13 protein-coding genes are annotated in these 18,387 nt (G+C 48.8%); 10 read left to right on the forward strand and 3 right to left on the reverse strand.

The features are described 5' to 3' along the window. The first annotated feature begins 127 nt into the window (after nt 1–127). The 7 genes from HB364_RS09345 to HB364_RS09375 all read left to right on the forward strand — a co-directional run bounded on the left by HB364_RS09345 (nt 128) and on the right by HB364_RS09375 (nt 14,160). Nucleotides 128–2,590: a glycoside hydrolase family 31 protein gene (locus HB364_RS09345; protein WP_167287617.1), complete on the forward strand. Its 2,463-nt coding sequence runs from the start codon at nt 128–130 to the stop codon at nt 2,588–2,590. A 13-nt stretch (nt 2,591–2,603) separates the two neighbouring features. Then, nucleotides 2,604–3,149: a sigma-70 family RNA polymerase sigma factor gene (locus tag HB364_RS09350; RefSeq protein WP_167287618.1), complete on the forward strand. Its 546-nt coding sequence runs from the start codon at nt 2,604–2,606 to the stop codon at nt 3,147–3,149. A 72-nt stretch (nt 3,150–3,221) separates the two neighbouring features. Then, on the forward strand, nt 3,222–4,265 hold the full coding sequence (locus HB364_RS09355; RefSeq protein ID WP_167287619.1) for a FecR family protein: 1,044 nt from the start codon (nt 3,222–3,224) through the stop codon (nt 4,263–4,265). 88 nt (nt 4,266–4,353) lie between these two features. Continuing rightward, entirely contained in the window at nt 4,354–7,491 is a 3,138-nt protein-coding gene (locus HB364_RS09360) for a SusC/RagA family TonB-linked outer membrane protein (RefSeq protein ID WP_167287620.1), read from the forward strand. Between the two features lie 18 nt (nt 7,492–7,509). Next, entirely contained in the window at nt 7,510–9,000 is a 1,491-nt protein-coding gene (locus tag HB364_RS09365) for a RagB/SusD family nutrient uptake outer membrane protein (RefSeq protein WP_167287621.1), read from the forward strand. A gap of 76 nt (nt 9,001–9,076) precedes the next feature. Then, on the forward strand, nt 9,077–11,524 hold the full coding sequence (gene galA, locus HB364_RS09370) for a beta-galactosidase GalA (RefSeq protein ID WP_167287622.1): 2,448 nt from the start codon (nt 9,077–9,079) through the stop codon (nt 11,522–11,524). 71 nt (nt 11,525–11,595) lie between these two features. Further along, the gene (locus tag HB364_RS09375) at nt 11,596–14,160 is read left to right on the forward strand and encodes a glycoside hydrolase family 5 protein (protein ID WP_167287623.1); all 2,565 of its coding nucleotides are present in this window, start codon (nt 11,596–11,598) and stop codon (nt 14,158–14,160) included. Between the two features lie 3 nt (nt 14,161–14,163). Here HB364_RS09375 and HB364_RS09380 read toward each other — a convergent pair whose 3' ends face one another. Beyond that, a complete protein-coding gene (locus HB364_RS09380; RefSeq protein WP_167287624.1) occupies nt 14,164–14,472 on the reverse strand; it encodes a hypothetical protein in 309 nt (102 codons plus the stop codon). Between the two features lie 376 nt (nt 14,473–14,848). Here HB364_RS09380 and HB364_RS09385 point away from each other — a divergent pair, with 376 nt between their 5' ends. Next, nucleotides 14,849–15,094 (forward strand): helix-turn-helix domain-containing protein, encoded by a 246-nt coding sequence (locus HB364_RS09385; protein WP_208419886.1) that lies wholly within the window; start codon nt 14,849–14,851, stop codon nt 15,092–15,094. Nucleotides 15,095–15,105: 11 nt separating this feature from the next. On the opposite strand, the gene HB364_RS09390 is transcribed toward HB364_RS09385, so the two are convergent. Together HB364_RS09390 and rpiA are read right to left on the reverse strand one after the other, a co-directional pair. Beyond that, entirely contained in the window at nt 15,106–16,545 is a 1,440-nt protein-coding gene (locus tag HB364_RS09390) for an aminotransferase-like domain-containing protein (protein ID WP_167287625.1), read from the reverse strand. 41 nt (nt 16,546–16,586) lie between these two features. Continuing rightward, nucleotides 16,587–17,279 carry a ribose-5-phosphate isomerase RpiA gene (gene rpiA, locus HB364_RS09395; RefSeq protein WP_167287626.1) on the reverse strand — a complete coding sequence of 231 codons (693 nt, stop codon included), beginning with the start codon at nt 17,277–17,279 and terminating at the stop codon, nt 16,587–16,589. A 310-nt stretch (nt 17,280–17,589) separates the two neighbouring features. On the opposite strand from rpiA, the gene HB364_RS09400 reads away from it, so the two are divergent. Both HB364_RS09400 and HB364_RS33505 read left to right on the forward strand, forming a co-directional pair. Further along, entirely contained in the window at nt 17,590–17,871 is a 282-nt protein-coding gene (locus tag HB364_RS09400; RefSeq protein ID WP_167287627.1) for a zinc ribbon domain-containing protein, read from the forward strand. Nucleotides 17,872–18,067: 196 nt separating this feature from the next. Beyond that, nucleotides 18,068–18,241 (forward strand): DUF6728 family protein, encoded by a 174-nt coding sequence (locus HB364_RS33505; protein ID WP_317170687.1) that lies wholly within the window; start codon nt 18,068–18,070, stop codon nt 18,239–18,241. The last annotated feature ends 146 nt before the right edge of the window (nt 18,242–18,387 follow it).

Raw genomic sequence — 18,387 nt, forward strand, 5'->3', positions numbered from 1 at the left:
AACAACAAGGGAGGTAAATTACTGCTTCTGTTCGCTTAACTATCCTGTAGCTACAGGATGGTTGTGCCCCCTTCTTCTTTTACATTGCAAATCAGGAACAAGGATTACTCATTAAAGTGACGATTGCATGTATAACAGAATTTTGCTATTACTGGCCACTCCCTTGATCGTACTCTCTTCTTTTGCCGGTACCGGCGTTGGCAACATCAAAGGCAGCTTTACCCGGAAAAATAATACCTTCCTTTTCTCCGCCACACAGGCTGATCTGCAACTGGAGTTTTGTACACCGGGTATGGTGCGTATCAGGAGTAGCTGGACAAGGAACCTGGAGGCCAATGAACCCTGGATGGTGGTGCAATACCAATGGCCGGCCGTGAACGTGCAGGTGAAAACCATGCCGGAATGTTTCTTGTTTACTACGGCACAATTGCAGGTAAGGTTGTATAAAACGCCGGCACGTATCGACATCTATACGGCTGGTGGTAAACTGTTGTCGTCAGAAAAAGTGACGGCAAACAAGGGCGGCATGTATACCGGTGGCGATACCGTAAGCTGTACCAAACAATGCCTGCCCGATGAGCAGTTCTTTGGTTTTGGTGAGCGAATGGATTTCCTGAACCGCCGCAGTAAAAAAGTTACGCTCAATGTAGGCCGTGGTAAAGGCTTGCCCCATGCCGTGGGCGCTTACAATGTTCTTGAGGCCAACTATTCGCCCATTCCTTTTTTCATGAGCACCCAGGGCTATGCTATCTTCTTCCATAACTCATTCGCTACTTCCTGGGATATGGGCGCCACCCGTGATGATGAATACCGGTTTGCGGCGCAGGGTGGTGAGCTGGATTATTATTTTATCTATGGCCCTCAGTTCCCGGCACTGCTGGAGCAATACACAGCGCTTACCGGTCGCTCGCCCCTGCTGCCCAAATTTGCTTTGGGACTGCATGTGGGCACCTATTCCGGTGGTACCTGGAGTTATGAGCAAATGACCTCCGACCGCTATGTGATTGAGCTGGCCCGTAAGCTGCGGGCTATGGGCATACCGGTAGACCTGCTATGGCTGGATTCTACCTGGCGCATCTTTGGAAAGAACGGCGGCAAAGGCGCTACTTCTTTTGAATGGCGCGAAACCTTCAGCAATCCCAAAGGCATGTTCGACAGTCTCTATGCCATGGGCTACCAGATGGCCGGCCTGCACCTGCGCCCCCGTTTTGATAATGGCAACTGTATACGGTTGCTGGATACAGCCCAGCAATTGGGATATACTTATAAGGAAGGCAATTATCCCGGTGAGTTTGTGAACTTCTTTGATTCCAATGCGGTGAACTGGTGGTGGCAGCATGGGGTAATGCGGGTAGCATCCATCGGTGCTAAGTTTCTGAAAACAGATGAAGGCAGCGCCTTCGGTGCACTGGCGAATGAAAGCGATAAAGTAGGACCTACCGGTAAAAACGCGCAGCGCCTGCACAATGTATTTCCCATAGCTTATGCCAAAGCACCCTTTGAAAAATTCCAGCAGTACAATGGTATTCGCGGGCTGAACCAGACCCGTGAAGGTTATGCCGGTATACAACGTTATCCTTACATCTTTGCCGGCGACTGGCCCAGTGAGTGGCAGTATTTCCCCGCGGTGATCAAGGCGGGATTGAATATCGGTGTGTCGGGTGTGGGATACTGGGCGCATTGTATGGGTGGTTTTGAACACAATGCCGATCCGGAATTATATGTACGCTGGTGCCAGTTTGGGATGCTGAGCCCGGTAGCTACGGTATTTGGGATGGACCATCCTGGCTATAAAGAGCCCTGGAATTATGGCCCGGATGGATTGCGCAATTTCAAAAAGTACGATTCCCTGCGCTACAGCCTGCTGCCTTATTTATACAGTAATGCCTGGGCGCAATACAAAACCGGTATGCCACTCATGCGGGCGCTGGTACTGCATTACCAGGATGACAGGAATGTATATGAGATCGGCGACCAGTATTTACTGGGCGAAAACATAATGGTATGCCCCGTCACCACCAAAGGCGCGCAAACGAGATCAGTATACCTGCCCGAAGGCAACTGGTTCGATTACTGGACCGGTAAAAAGTACACCGGCAAGCAATATATTCATGTGGTGACGCCGCTCGACATGATACCGCTATTTGTAAAAGCAGGTAGTATCATTCCTTACCAGCCTGTTATGAATTATGTGGGTGAGCAGGAAGTGCAGCAGCTTACCCTCGATGTGTATCCCGGTAATGGCCGCTTTGAATTGTATGAAGATGATGGAAAAAGCCTGGACTACCAGCAAGGTAAGCAGGCCCTCACGAAAATGCAGGTAGCCACAACAGATAAGGAAATAAAACTCTCCATTGCCGCTACGACTGGCAATTTTGATTCAAAGGTGGGCAGCTATGCTATTGCAGTACACATGGATCAAGGGCCGGCAAAAGTGACCCTGAACGGGAAGGAGTTGCAAAGCCGTAACGAGAAAGGAGGCGTGGATGCCAATGGTTATTATTTTGATGCGGCACAAAAGAAATTATGGTTGCTGGTTAATAAGCAGGGTTCCTCCGGGAATGGAATAGATGTGAAAGTATTTTTCTAATTTTAGGGTAATTGTGAATACAATTGCTGCCATACAACAAGGTGATACCTTCATCTTTGAACAGGTATTTCATGAGTACCATGAAAAATTGTATTTCTACGTGCTGCACAAGACCAACTCATCCTGGCTGGCAGAAGAAACCGTTCAGCTCACTTTTATCAAATTATGGCAATACCGGGCCACGCTCAATGAGTCGCTGGAGCTATCGCCGCAGCTCTTCCGCATTGCCAATACTACCCTGATCGACCTGCTTCGTAAACAACACCATGCGGACCGCCTGGCCGGTAAGGCGGGTTACAGAAGTGAATCCCTGGTAGCAAATGATCTGTCGGCACAATTGGATGCCGCAGAACTGGCGCAGCGTGTGCAGGGCGCCATACGCCGTATGCCACTTGCCCGCCGCAAAGTATTCGAAATGAGCCGCCTCCGGGGAATGTCTTACCGGGAGATCGCTGCTGAATTATCCCTGTCGGTCAAAACAGTAGAAAACCATATCGCCCATGCCCTGAAACAGTTGCGCCACCTGATCACTTTCCTGCTGGTCCTGATCTTTAAATAATATTTTCCCGGCGCTTAGGGGATACCTCTTTTTCAAACGTATTTATTATTACCATAACCTGCAAGGATGCAAATGACGGATGAATTAATGGAACGGTTCTTCAAAGGCGAATGCAGCGCGGAAGAAAGGGAATGGATAGCACATTACTTCCGGGAGCATCCGGCTGAATGGGATAAATACCTGGCAGGCCAGGACTGGGAACATTTTACCTATACTGGCAAATTACAGCCGGCACGTTCTGAAAAGATGCTGCATACAATACAACGGGCTACGTACCGCAAACGGGCTGTTGTACGGACGATCAAACGGGTGGCAGTGGCGGCAGTAGTGGTGTTGGTCATTGGATTGGGCTGGCTGTATATGAATACTTCACGCAAAGCCGAACAAGCTACAGCTTCGGAGCAAACGGCTGCTGTTACAGAAATTTCCTATACCCTGCAACGGCGGATGAATACGACCAGTAAGCCTTTGTCAATGACGCTGCAGGATGGTTCTATGGTCACCCTTGAGCCGGGCAGTGTGCTGAAGTTTTATGAACCTTTTGTAAAGAGCGGTCGCCGTATGGTGTACCTCGAAGGGCAGGCATATTTTTCAGTAGCTAAGGACAGCACCACACCTTTTATGGTAAATAGTGACGGCATTACCACTACGGCCCTGGGCACCTCCTTTACCATCCAGGCCATTGAACAGGAGCCTGTCATCAGTGTGCGCCTGCATACCGGCAAGGTGGTGATAAAACCGGCAGACAGCCTGGGGCGCAGGATGAAAGAACCGGTTTACCTGAAACCCGGTCATGTGCTGGTGTATAATAAAACAACCATGCTGGTAACGGTGAAAGCGGCCGACAGCAAATTGGCAAAAGCGCCCGGCAAAGCGATGGTGCCCAATTGGTATATGTTCAGCAACCAACCGCTGGACCAGGTATTCCAGCAACTGGAAGAATTGTATGGTGTGCAGATCAATTATGCCAAAGATGCCCTCAAGGATATGTATTTCATCGGGCGCTTTGAGAAAACAGATTCACTGGAAACCATTATGCGGGATATAGCGCTACTGAATAAGCTGACATTGACGAAAGAAGGAAATACGTATACGCTTACTAAACAGAGACACTAAGTACACATTGAAAAAAGCATGCTGATGACTGCACCGGTGCCTAAGGCGCCGGCCGGATATACTTTGTATAAAACCTAAAACTTGCGATATGAAAAGGCGCTTTTTAACCAAAACTACAGCCTGCCTGTTACGCGTATGGCTGTTGATAGCCTGTATACCCCTTACAACGATTGCGCAGGATGACAAGACCACCGGCGTGCGTGGCATTGTAAAAACGGCCAAGGGCGATGCGCTGGAAGGCGTATCGGTCATTGCCAAAAACAGTAAAAACGATTTCTCTGCCGGCACACAAACAGATGCCAGTGGCGTATTTGAGTTTTCCAAACTACCGGCAGGCGGGCCCTATACCTTCACCTTTTCTATTGTAGGCTATGAAAGTCAGACCTTATCCGGTTATAACATGAAGCCGGATGCGAAAGTATCCCTGGTGGTAAAGATGGAGGACCTGGCTACTGCCATGGAAAACATTGTAGTCATCGGTTATGGAACTACTTCCCGGAAAAACCTTACTACCGCTATTGCGAAAGTGGATCCCAAAAAGATCCCCACAGCCGCCAATAACAGTATTCCTGAATTGTTGTTTGGCCGCGCTGCCGGTTTACAGGTAACGCAGCAAAGCGCTCAGCCCGGAGGTAATATCTCTATGTCTATCCGTGGTAAATCCACGCCTTTGCTGGTGGTAGATGGGGTCGTATATCCTGCTACTGCCCTTGATCCCGACAATGGTTCTGTGGAGATACAGGGCGTAAACCGTGGCGGACTGGCAGGTCTTAATCCCAATGATATTGAGTCTGTCGAAATATTAAAAGATGCCAGCGCCGCCATTTATGGCGTGGCAGCAGGCAATGGTGTAATGTTGATCACTACCAAAAAAGGGAAGGCAGGGCGCATGAACATCAGTTATGATGCCAGCCGTTCTGTTATTAAGAACATGCCTTACCTGGAGCCATTGAATGCCCGCGACTACATGTCGTATTACAACCAGTTGAATAAAGATAAATACCTGTCCGACCGGAATATGACGCCTTTCGGAACAGTGGTGCCCAACCTGGGTGGTTATACACCGAAGTTCACCGACCAGCAGGTACAGGAAGCAGGCGTAGGTACCGACTGGCTGGGCCAGGTATTACGTACAGGCTCGGTGGATAATCATGTACTCAGCATACACGGTGGCTCAGATAAAGTGTTGTACTACCTGTCGGGCAGTTACTTCAACCAGGTAGGTACTTTACAGGGCTCTGATCTCAGGAGATACTCAGGCCGCATGAACCTTACGTTTGATCTTAATAAGTTCATCAAACTCACAGCTTCCATCAATGCCAACAGGAATGCTTATTCCAACCCGCAGGCCGGCTGGCAAACCGGTGGCTCGGGTACCCAGGGTTTCAATGCCCTGCAGGCTGCACTGGCTTACCCGGCCTACCTGCCGGTAAAAGATGGGGATGGTAAATACACCCAGTTTGCCTTTATCGGCAATCCGGTATCCTTACTGGATATCAAAGACAAAACAAAATACCAGGGCGTACTGTCCAATATATCCATGGACTTCAACATTATTCCCAATATGCTTACCGGGAAATTGCTGTATGGCAATAACAGTGATTATGCCGTGCGGGAGTTTTATATACCGGCTACAGTATTCTGGGGACAGATCTACCGGGCGCGTGCTTCACTGGCCGAAGACCGCCGGCAGAATCAAACCATGGAAGCTACCCTTGCTTTCAAAAAAGGGTTTGGTAATTTCCTGCGGCTGGATGCGGTGGCTGGTGTAGGTCAGTATATGGATGACTATGCCGGCTTTAGCGTGGAGGCGTTGGATATCCTTGATGCCATTAATACAGATGACCTGTTACAGGCTACCGGCCCCAAAACAGTTGACTCCTACCGTGGAGCCGATAAATACCGCTCTTTCTTCACGCGTACTACGTTCGACTTTTTTGATAAGTATGTACTGGCATTTACCTACCGGCGTGATGGCGCTGATAAGTTCTTCCCCGAGAAGAAATACCAGGACTTCCCCTCTGCTTCCATTGCCTGGAAAATTTCCAATGAATCATTCCTGTCCAACATAAAAGCCTTGAACCTGCTGAAGCTGCGCGCCAGCTATGGTACTACCGGCGACAGGCCAGGCATTACCGCTTATGGCCGTTACAGTGCCGACGCAGCAGCAGTAACCTTTAATAATGGCACTACCGTATACATTCCTTACATCCTGTCGGCCTTTGATAACCCCACTTTGCAATGGCCGGTAACCAAAACCTTTGATGCCGGTGTTGATTTCAGCATCCTGGGCGATCGTCTATCCGGTAGCGTTGACTGGTTCACAGAAGATAAGACCAGGTTGTTGAGCAATGCTACCACGCCACAATTGTCCATTGTGCCCCGGACACCGGTGAATGGCGGCCGTCAGCGCCGTACCGGGTTTGAATTTTCTATCAACACTACCAATGTCCAAACAAAAGATTTTGCCTGGACTACCATGGCCAACTTTACCAATTACCGCAATCGCTGGGTAGAACGTTTTGCCAATGAACCACCGCCACAATATGGTACGGTTACCGATCCGCTGGACCTCATTTTTGTATACCAGACCAATGGCATTATACAGATGGATGAGACACCTTCGGCCTGGCAACCTGTCAATGCCAGGAAAGCAGGATCACCCCGTTTTGTAGACCAGAATGGTGACAAGGAACTTAATTATAAAGATGTGATCAGTTACCGGGGTACACCTGCCGCCATTATTGGTTTCGGCAACAATTTCCGGTATAAGAATTTCGACCTGGGCGTTTTCTTCTATGGCCAGTTCGGCGCGTATGGATTTGATTATACGACCATCTGGGGCGATCCGGTTAACCTGCTGTCCAATACCCAAAGCGGTACCGTGCGCATTAAGCAGGCCTGGAGCACCAGCAATACCAGTGGTACACTGCCCGGTGCAGCCTACAATGAAACATCACTGGGCCTGGATGCAGGCACTGATACACGCCTTGTTAAAAGGGATTTCCTGCGCTGCCGCAACATTACCCTGGGCTATACTTTCACGCAGCCCGGTGTCACAAAGATTGTCAGGAACCTGCGGGTGTTTGCCGATGTGCAAAATGCTTTCCTCATTACCAGCTATGAAGGCGCTGATCCGGAAGTACAGGCCTCTTCCATCAAAGGAGGGCCTGCGCCTTATCCCATGGCGCGTACTTTCTCCCTGGGTATCAAAGCAAATTTTTAACTGCCTCAATCAATCATTATGAAACAGCTCTGCACCATATTGTTTGCTTTCGCTTTCCTCCTTGGCGGATGCAAAAAGAACTTCGATCCGGTGATTACCGGTGTACTGTCGTCTTCCAACTTTCCCAAAACGGAAGCGGAATATGAATTGTATGCACTGGCTACCTATAAACCCTTTGGCGCCAAATGGGGCTACCCCGATGTGGAATACCAGAATATGTTCTTCAGCTATGAATATGGCCACCTGGTAATGTTCGACCTGCCTTCCGACATCTTCAGTGTCTTCTCTGAATGGGGTGGTTTCTGGGAAGGATTCAGCAAAACGGATTTTACCTTCCTGAGAAGTCAGGGCAAGCAAAGCCATTTTGAGAAAGTGCGTTATGTAACGCGCATGACGCAGATACTGGCCGACCTGGAAAAGGCAGACATCCCTGAAGCCAAGAAAAAACAATTGATGGCGGAAGTACGCATGGGGCGTGGCTGGACCATGTTCTACCTGTTGCACCTGTATGGTTCGCTGCCGGTGATACTTGATCCTGCTAAAATTAATACAGCAGCAGAGGGCGACCTTACCCGGCTTTCGCGGGAGGCTTTTGTTGCTTCTATAGAACAGGACCTGCGTTATGCGGCTGATAACCTGGTGAAAGCGCCTGCGGAGTATGGACGATTCAACCAGGGCCTGGCGCTGGGCATTTTATTGCGTTTATACCTGAATGAAAAGAGCTGGCAGAAAGCAGAGCAAGCAGGGCGAGAGCTATTGCCGTTGGGGTATAGCCTGGTAACAGATTATGCCAGCCTGTTTACGGCTGCTACAGAAAAGAACAATGAAACCATCTGGGCGGTGAGCGTAGATCCCACCTCTACCGGTGGTAATTTCCAGGGCAGCTTCAATGCCTGGGCCTTCTATTCATATCCCGACAATATGAAGGGCATCAAAATGAATGGTGGCTGGGGACCAGGCGTTGGGGTGTTTACGCCTACCTGGGCTTTTTATGATTCCTTTGATCCGCTGGATAAAAGAAGACAATTGCTGATACCAACCTATGTGACCAAATCGGGCCAGACAAAAGACCGTACCAATATGCGCGGGCCTGTGCTGCGTAAGTATCCGGATAACGATGGCCCCGAAATGCAAGGCAATGATATTCCTGTATTGCGCTATGCCGATGTACTGCTGATGCTGGCCGAAGCCATCAACCAGAACAACGGACCCACTGCAGAAGCAATAGGCTTTGTGAACGAAGTGCGCAGCAAGCATGGTGGTATGGGCAACCTGGCGGCTGCGGACATTGCTTCCAAACAGGCATTCAATGATGCTATCCTCCGGGAAAGGGGATGGGACCTGTATTTTGAAGGTGTGCGCAAGATGGACCTGATACGGCATGGTAAATGGCAATCGGCCTTAACGGCCGCCGGCAAAACACCCGGTCCCGGTGAACTATTCCCCGTGCCTCAATATGTCATTGATGTAAGCAATGGAAAGCTGCAGCAAACACCGGGGTATAATTAATAAGATGTAGGGGCAGGACAGATGCCCACGGTAAAAGAAATATCTTTAAAGCCAGCCCGCAAAAGGGCCTTCTATTATGTACAATAAACGATTGACTTGTTTCCTGGCCGCCTGTTGCCTGCTGACAGGCAGCCTGCCTGTACTGGCCCAATCAACCCGTAAGAAGATCAACTTTGATAATGACTGGAAGTTTCACCTGGGGCATGCTGCTGATACGCTGAAGGATTTTAATTATACAACTGCCAACTCCCTGCATAAATCAGGCAATACCTGGCAAACACCCATGGACGCGCGGTTCAATGACAGCAACTGGCGTTCCTTACAGTTGCCGCATGATTGGGTAGTGGAGCTGCCTTTTGAAAACTCGCTCAATGCGCATGTCATGTCGCACGGTTATAAGCCGGTAGGCGGGTTATACCCGCAGAACAGCATTGGCTGGTACCGTAAAAAGTTTACGCTCAACAGGACCGATTCCGGACAGCGCTTTGTATTGCAGTTTGACGGCGTATTCCGCGACAGCCGCGTGTGGGTCAATGGTATCTATCTTGGTAATAACTTCAGCGGATATATTGGCATGTCGTATGACATCACTGATTATGTATATTTCAATCGCCCCAATATCGTGGTGGTACGTGCCGATGCTTCCCAGTATGAAGGATGGTTCTATGAGGGCGCCGGTATTTATCGTCATGCATGGCTCCAGCAATACAACAACCTCCACATTCCGGAAGATGGGATATTTGTACATACGAAAGAACAGGGCAGTAATGCTGCGGTAGCTGCTGCCATAAAAGTAAGTAACCGGAATTATTCAGCTACAGATGGAACCGTGTACAACTATATTACAGACCGCGAAGGGCGCCTGTTAATACAATCTCCTGAGCAGTCTTTCTCCCTGCCAGTGAATGGATCGGCTGTTATTCAGCAGTCCCTGCTGCTTAACAACCCTGTTCTCTGGTCGGTGGAAACACCGTATCTCTACAGGCTGGTAACTGTGGTTAAATCAGGTGGTAAAGAGCTTGACCGGGTGACCACCCGCTTTGGCATACGCACCATTACATTTGATAAGGACAGCGGCCTGTACGTGAATGGTAAAAACGTAAAAGTAAAAGGCGTGAACTGCCACCAGGACCATGCAGGCGTAGGCAGTGCATTGCCCGATTACCTGCAATACTACCGCATCCGCCTCCTGAAGGAAATGGGTGTTAATGCTTATCGCGCCAGCCATAACCCACCCACACCGGAATTGCTGGATGCTTGCGACAGTCTGGGCATGCTGGTCATGGATGAAACCCGCCAGCTCAACAGTGGTCATGAATACATGAATCAGTTTGAGCGGATGTTGTTGCGCGACCGCAATCATCCTTCCATCTTTATGTGGTCTATCGGTAATGAAGAAGGATGGATACATACCAACTCCATTGGTCGCCGTATTGCACAATCGATGCTGGCTAAGCAACAGGAACTTGACCCTACCCGCACCAGCACCTATGCGGCTGATGTTGCCAATGTATTTACCGGCGTGAATGAAGTGATCCCTATACGCGGTTTTAATTACCGCGTACCCGGTGTGGACCCCTATCACCGCGATCATCCGCACCAGCCCATTATCGGAACAGAAATGGGCAGCACCGTTACCACCCGCGGTATTTATGTAAAAGATTCCATTAATTGTTATGTGCCGGACCAGGACATCACCTTCCCCTGGTGGGCCGATAGGGCCGAGACCTGGTGGTCGCAGGCTGCAGAACGCCCCTTTTGGATGGGGGGCTTTGTGTGGACAGGGTTTGATTATCGCGGTGAGCCTACGCCCTACCAGTGGCCCAATATCAACTCTCACTTTGGCATCATGGATATGTGCGGCTTTCCCAAGAACATCTATTACTACTATCAGTCCTGGTGGGCCGATAAGGACGTATTGCACATCTCTCCGCATTGGAATTGGTCCGGTAGGACTCCCTCACAGAAAGGTGGCGCAGGCGATACCATTGACGTATGGGTGAACAGTAATGCGCAGCAGGTAGAGCTGTTCCTGAACGGGAAAAGCCTGGGTAAAAAAGAAATGCAGCCTAACCGGCACCTGCAATGGAAAGTATTGTACAAGCCGGGTATTGTAAAGGCCATTGGTTACCGGAACGGAAAGAAAATACAAACGCAGGTGGAAACCACCGATGATGCCTGGCAGGTGGTATTAACACCTGACCAAACTACGCTTACCGCTGACGGGAAAGATGCTACGGTGATCAACGTAACAGTAAAGGATAAGAAGGGGCGCGAAGTGCCCAATGCTGGCCACCTTATTCAGTTTGCTGTGCAAGGCAATGGGGCTATCATTGGCGTGGGCAATGGTGATCCCAGCAGTCATGAACCGGATAAATATCTTACCGGCCAGTGGCAGCGGCGCCTGTTCAATGGTAAATGCCAGTTGATCCTGCAGGCAGGCACTGCTGCAGGAGATATAACAGTAGAGGCCAGTGCCAATGGATTACAGAAAGCTACTCTTACTATACAAAGCCATCAATAATCAATGTCACCCTGAGCCTGTCGAAGGGTGGTTTCGACAGGCTCAACCTGACATAATCAAGCATTCAGGGTATGAAAAAAATATCCGGCATTTTAGTAACCGCCCTATGGCTGTTACAGGCCCTGTCATTGCCTGCACAGCGCACCAAACCAGTAACTGATCAGGTATACGTAGATAAGAACGGCATTATGCGCTGGCAGGGTAACCATGTGGAGGTGCAGGGCTTTGGCATTAATTACACCGTGCCTTTTGCCCATGCTTACCGGGCGGCAAAGCAACTGAACATTTCCCCGGAGCAAGCGATTGATGAAGATGTGTATCATTTTGCCCGGCTGGGGCTGGATGCTTACCGGGTGCATGTATGGGATACTGAGATCAGCGATACCCTGGGCAACCTGCTCGAGAATGAACACCTGAAGCTGATGGATTACCTGCTGATGAAAATGAAAGAGCGGCGCATGAAATTCCTGCTCACGCCCATTGCCTACTGGGGTAATGGCTATCCTGAACCAGATGAACCAACGCCGGGCTTTGCCCGTAAATATGGCAAAGGTACCTGCCTTACCCATCCTGATGCCATCAAAGCACAGGAGAATTACCTGTACCAGTTTATGAACCATGTAAACAGCTATAGCGGCATTGCTTACAAAGATGATCCGGATATAATAGCTTTCGAGATCAGCAATGAACCACACCATGGAGGGCCGGCCGATTCCGTTACGCTCTTTATTAAACGAATGATAGCGGCCATCAGGAAGTCAGGATGTAAGAAGCCGGTATTCTATAACATCAGTCACAGCATCCATTTTGCCGGTGCCTATTTCAAAGCCGGTATTGAAGGCGGTACCTTTCAATGGTATCCTACGGGCCTGGGATTTCGCCGGGAGCTGGAGGGCAACCTGCTGCCCAACGTTGAAAAGTATAGTATACCCTTTGCCGGTGATCCTGCGTTTAAGAAAATTGCTAAGGTTGTCTATGAATTTGATGCGGCAGATGTAGGCCGCTCTTATATCTATCCCGCTATGGCGCGTAGCTTCCGCGAAGCGGGTATTCAATGGGCCACTCATTTCTCGTACGATCCCACCTATATGGCGGGGGCCAACACAGAATACAATACGCATTACATGAACCTGGCCTATGCACCGCAAAAGGCCTTGAGTTTGAAACTGGCTTCAAAAGTCTTTCATACCATTCCCATGTATAAGCATTTTGGAACGTATCCGGCCAATACACGTTTTGATGCCTTTAAGGTGAGTTATGAGAAAGACCTGGCCGAAATGAATGCACCTGCTGCTTTCCTGTATACCAACAATACCAATACGCTTCCGGTGGCGCCGGACAGCCTGGAAGAGATAGCAGGAGCGGGCAGTTCACCGCTGGTACAATATGAGGGTACGGGTGCTTATTTCCTGGACCGGCTGGCAAAAGGCGTATGGCGACTGGAAGTAATGCCCGATGCGATTTGGGTAGATGATCCCTTTGGCCGCAATAGCCTGAAGAAGACAGTCGCGGTTATCCATTGGCGCAACTGGCCCATGCAGGTAAAGTTGCCCGGCCTGGGCAGCGATTTTACCATTACAGGTATCAATGATGGCAATACGACGCAAGGAACAGCCAGCAATCATACTTTCTCCGTTACACCAGGCACTTACCTGCTTACACAGCAGGGAATACAACATTCATTTAAAAGCACGGATCGCTGGAAGAATATCCTCTTAAAAGAGTTTGTGGCCCCGCCTTCAACCATAAAGAAAACGTATGTGCTGCATCAGCCGGTCAGGGAAGTAATAGCAGGTAAGGACCATCTTATACAGGTTATCATTGCAGCGCCGGCAGTGCCGGATACCGTGGAACTGCATGTACTATCGGGCTTCCGGCCTGAAGTCATTCCCCTGCAAAAACAACAGGGATATACTTATACCGCTACCATTCCGGGCAGGCTGGTGCGGCCGGGTACCCTGAAATATTATATGGCGGTGAAGAAAAATGGTTCCTGGACCACCTGGCCTGGTGGTTCCTCCACTTATCCGCGTGACTGGGATTTTTATGATACCTATGCCTACCAGTTGTCCGTAGTAACCGATACGGTGCCCCTGTACCTGTTCAATGCCCATACAGATGCCGAATGGATGTCGCGCCAATGGATGCGCAGTGGCATGGTGCTGCCAACCGGTGCACCGGGAAGGTCGGAAATGATCGTAAACGTTGAGCAACTGGTGGCCTCTGATCCCGACTATTCCATGCGGTATTGTTTCAATAAGAATATAGTGGGCAGGAGAGGGGCACTCCATGATAAAAAGCAGGTGGTGATACGTGGAAGGGCGTTGAATAATAAAGCCTGTATTGTGCAGGTAGCATTGGTTACCACAAATGGTATTGCCTGGGGTGGATTGGTGACACTGCAGCCGCAAACGGGAGATTATACGATACCATTGGCCCACTTACAACCGGTAAAGCTGGTGAGTTTACCGCGTCCTTATCCCGGCTTCCTGCCTTATTATTTCCAAAGTGGGCAAAACAGTCCTTTTACCATCACAGCCATCGAAACCTTACAACTATCTATCGGGCCTGGCATTCCTGACAATGAACGGCAGCAAAAGCAGGGAGTAGCCATCGAAAGTATATGGCTGGAGTGATGGCTACTTGCTTTTAGGACCTGCCTGTTTAGGGTTGGGTTTCTCCTGTTGTGCATTTATGGTGTAGACTGTTTCTATGAGCACCTTTATTTTTTCGTAAAAGAACAGCAGGTTACTGCGTTCTCTGCCTGTATCATAAACGCTGGGACTTTTGCTGATGGCGGTGGTTATGCATTCCCATAATATTTCGTTTGCTTCATCCAGCTTGTAAGTATCGCAGAAATCTGCTAAAACCTGCAATGGGGCTGGCTTTTCTTCTTTGTTGAACGTGTCCTTGCCGGGTTGTGTAATGCGCCTGTTGTTTTTTTGCATGGTAAAAGGTTTGAAAAAACAGGGTACGGTTAATAGTGATTGCTATCACGTGTGATAAAAGAAAAGCACCGTTAAAATGTTATCGCAATAATTATCCTTGCCGCAGGCATCATTGGCCGGCAGCAATGCTATAAAAGGCAGGTTTGATCTCGTGTGTTGTTAAGAATTTGTCAGCAGCTAAATGTAACTGCATCAAATATACGACTAATATCAGTACGCGGTTTCATGCGACCGCATGTTTTTTTGGAAAAAGATTATCCTGCCGGCCATTCATGGGGTGATGGCAGGGAACTTAACAGTCAGGCATACCGTATTTATGGTATGTTGTATGGCGATATGCTTATTGTAGCTTATCTTTAAGCTGATAAAAGAAACTATGGCTACGCAAACACAGAAAAAAGTAAATAGTAAAATGAATATCCGGTTTGGCGAACACCTGAAATCGGTACGCGAGGGCAAGGGCCTCAGCCTGCGGGGCCTGGCTGACTTATGTGACCTGGACAACAGTAATATCTCCAAGATAGAGCATGGGAAGTTTGATATACAACTTTCTACCATTGTAGAACTTGCCAAGGGGCTGGGCGTGCATCCCAGGGAATTGCTGAATTATGATTTTGAGTAGTTGATCATCCCTTACACCATTTTCTTCACCAGGTTGCCCAGGGTCTTTAATCCTTTCTCTACCTTCTCATTCCAGGGACTTCCATAACCAATGCGCAGGTAATTGGAATAATTGCAGCTATTGGAAAAGATACGTCCGGGCGCCACAGATACCTGGTGCTTCAGGGCTTCTGTACTCAGGTTATAGGTATTTACTTTTTTATTGAGCTCCACCCACAATACAAAACCTCCCTGCGGGCGCGAGATCTTGGTATCCTCCGGGAAATACTGCATCACACCTTGTATATACCGCAGGCATTGCGTGTGCAGCGCCTTGCGCAGGTTTTTCAGGTGATATTCATACCGGCCAATACTGAGGAAATGAGCGATGGCTACCTGCGTAAGGGTAGGGCTGCTGATGGTATGCATCATCTTCAGGGCGGTTACCTGCTTCAGGAATTTGCCGGGTAATACCCATCCTACCCGGTATCCCGGTACCAGTGATTTGGACAGGGAGGAACAATGCATTACCAGTCCTTTGGTATCATAATACTTACAGGTTTTGGGGCGATGCCTGCCAAAATACAGCTCACCATAAATATCATCCTCTATCAGGGGTATATTATGCCGGGTAATGATCTCTACCAGTTTTTTCTTGTGTTCATCCGGCATACAACTGCCGGAAGGGTTGTTGAAGTTGGGTACCAGCAGGCAGGCTTGTATGGATACTTCCCGGATCACTTTTTCCAGGCAGTCGAGGTCGGCGCCCGTACTGGGGTCAGAGGGTATTTCCACCAGCTTCAGGCCCAGGCTTTCAATCACCTGGTAAATGCCGAAATAGGCAGGTGATTCTACGGCTACTGTGTCGCCTGGTTTGGTCACAGCGCGCAGGCATATTACGATCGCTTCCATGCAGCCCGATGTGATCAATACTTCTTCAGGCCTTATTTTACCGCCCCAGTTAAATGCCAGGCGTGCCACCTGCTTGCGCAATTCAGCATTGCCCTGAATACTTTCATAGCCAATACAATGATCTTTCCCGTTGCGCAGGGCATATACAACACTCTTGTTCAGTTTGGCTGCCGGCAGTAACTCCACAGCAGGGGAGGCCAGTGCGAAATTGGTCATATCCTGTGCATTCACGTCTTTCAGGATACGCATGATCATTTCCTGTACCGTTACATCGCTGGTTACCGGCTCCGGCTGTATCATATTGGGCACGGCGGGAAAACGGCGGTGATTGAAACGTACATAATAGCCCGATTTGGGCCTCGCTTCGATCAATCCCTTTCCTTCCAGGTGATAATAGGCCTGGAAGGCAGTGCCCATACTGATGCCATATTCTTCACTCAGCACCCGTACCGAAGGCAGTTTGTCGCCAATGCGCAATACCTCATCCGCGATCATCTTTTCAATGCCATCTGCTACCTGCAGGTACAAATGGTCCTCTGTAGTAAACTTTGCTTTGCCCATATCACTGTAATCTGATATAGTCAAAGTTAATAAAACAGGATCTATTCGGATACAATTGCCGATTGCCGGATAGTCCCATCCGGATAACCTATTATCGTACTGGTAGCCATCCTGATAAATAAACCATTGTCTACCACGCCCGGCATGGTATTGAGGGTAATATTGAGGGTAAATGCGTCGGGGATCTGCCCGAAATGACAGTCGAGGATATAATGGCCATGATCAGTGATCAGGGGCTGGTTGTCTTTCAGGCGCAGGTTGCTGTCAACATGGTATATTTCCCGTATCCGGCGCTGCACCTGTTTCCATCCGAAGGGGATCACTTCCACTGGTAAAGGAAAGGCGCCCAGTTGCTGCACCAGCTTGGTATGATCGGCAATAATTACCAGTTGCCGGGAAGCGGCAGCCACCATCTTTTCCTGCAACAGGGCGCCGCCCCCACCCTTGATCAGTTGGCCCTGCGGGTCAATCTCATCGGCCCCGTCAATAGTAATATCAATGGCGGCGGTATCATTCAGTTCCACGAGGGGGATATGCTGTGCTGCCGCCAGCCGGGCCGTTTCCCGGGAAGTAGGCACGCAACGGATAGCCAGTCCTTCCTGTACTTTTTTACCCAGCGCCATCAGCAACCAGTAGGCAGTGGAGCCCGTGCCAATGCCTGCTGTCATACCCGGTTTTATTAATTGTGCTGCCTGTTCTCCTACCTTCTGCTTAATATCATTGGCCGATAGCATGTATGATAATTTGTAAATAAAGGTAGCTTTTTGACTTTAGGGTGTAAATAGGACAAAGGCAATAATCAATAATTATCAATTAATAATTATTGATTATTGTTCCACACAGTAACACCAATAACCGTACAAGGTCAGGGAATTTATTCCCCATTTTCTGTATAATAACGGCTTAGGTAATGTGTTTCAATGTGATAAGTTTTTGCTATAACACGTATAAAAAAATTGCATTGTGAATAAAACAAAACCCTTGTCCCGCGCCGTTTTCCGGCATAATTGATTATCTTGTAGCTACTCAAAAAAATCAACTGCTATGGAACGAGTGTACAAAAACTGTCAGTCCTGCGGAATGCCGATGAAGCGGGACGAACGCGGTGGAGGCACACATGCCGATGGCAGCAGGAGTACCATGTACTGCAGTCATTGTTACGAAGGTGGCCGGTTCACCGTACGCAACATTACAGTTGAGGATATGAAAATGCAGGTAAGGGGAAAATTAAAATCTGTTGGCTTTCCGGGCTTTGTAGCCAGCTTTTTTACCCGCAACCTGCATAAACTGGAAAGATGGAAGATCCACACCATGGCTGTGGAGTAACTGTATGAAACAACCTGTTGAAATCCGTAGTAATTGTCTTTGTTGCCTCCCGCAGGCAACAGGATAACTTCTTGTGTCCCACCTTTATCATTCCACCGGAAGCAACACCCCGGTTACCGGAAACAGCGCCTTAAACCCCTCCACTCACAACCTCACCATTATTGTTGTAATTTTGTGTGCTTAACTGGTTTATAATATGGGCGTGTGGCGACAACTGGCCGAGTATTTTTACATCAAAAAGAGAGACCCTAAAGCCCCGCATACGCGGTGGATGCAATACATGCATGGCATTAACCGTATTTCTCTTTTCATGTTCCTGCTGGCCCTCGTTGTTATAATACTTAAGTTATTTGTATTCAGGAAGCATTGAATAGCCAACTGGGTCAATATCACTATGATAGACACGAAAAAATAATAATGAGTTGGCATTGGTTTTGCTACTCATAACATTTTAATGCAACCGAAAGGTTGACCCTATTGATATATTTGTTACTTTTGCCCCACTTCAAACCCGCT

This window comes from Paraflavitalea devenefica, assembly GCF_011759375.1.
Lineage (GTDB): Bacteria > Bacteroidota > Bacteroidia > Chitinophagales > Chitinophagaceae > Paraflavitalea > Paraflavitalea devenefica.

Excerpts from the sequence above, each read along its gene's own strand:
- HB364_RS09380 (WP_167287624.1), bottom strand. The coding sequence starts at position 14,472 with ATGCAAAAAAACAACAGGCGCATTACACAACCCGGCAAGGACACGTTC.
- HB364_RS09400 (WP_167287627.1), top strand. The coding sequence starts at position 17,590 with ATGGAACGAGTGTACAAAAACTGTCAGTCCTGCGGAATGCCGATGAAG.
- HB364_RS09385 (WP_208419886.1), top strand. The coding sequence starts at position 14,849 with ATGGCTACGCAAACACAGAAAAAAGTAAATAGTAAAATGAATATCCGG.
- rpiA (WP_167287626.1), bottom strand. The coding sequence starts at position 17,279 with ATGCTATCGGCCAATGATATTAAGCAGAAGGTAGGAGAACAGGCAGCA.
- HB364_RS33505 (WP_317170687.1), top strand. The coding sequence starts at position 18,068 with ATGGGCGTGTGGCGACAACTGGCCGAGTATTTTTACATCAAAAAGAGA.
- HB364_RS09355 (WP_167287619.1), top strand. The coding sequence starts at position 3,222 with ATGACGGATGAATTAATGGAACGGTTCTTCAAAGGCGAATGCAGCGCG.
- HB364_RS09365 (WP_167287621.1), top strand. The coding sequence starts at position 7,510 with ATGAAACAGCTCTGCACCATATTGTTTGCTTTCGCTTTCCTCCTTGGC.
- galA (WP_167287622.1), top strand. The coding sequence starts at position 9,077 with ATGTACAATAAACGATTGACTTGTTTCCTGGCCGCCTGTTGCCTGCTG.
- HB364_RS09375 (WP_167287623.1), top strand. The coding sequence starts at position 11,596 with ATGAAAAAAATATCCGGCATTTTAGTAACCGCCCTATGGCTGTTACAG.
- HB364_RS09345 (WP_167287617.1), top strand. The coding sequence starts at position 128 with ATGTATAACAGAATTTTGCTATTACTGGCCACTCCCTTGATCGTACTC.
- HB364_RS09390 (WP_167287625.1), bottom strand. The coding sequence starts at position 16,545 with ATGGGCAAAGCAAAGTTTACTACAGAGGACCATTTGTACCTGCAGGTA.
- HB364_RS09360 (WP_167287620.1), top strand. The coding sequence starts at position 4,354 with ATGAAAAGGCGCTTTTTAACCAAAACTACAGCCTGCCTGTTACGCGTA.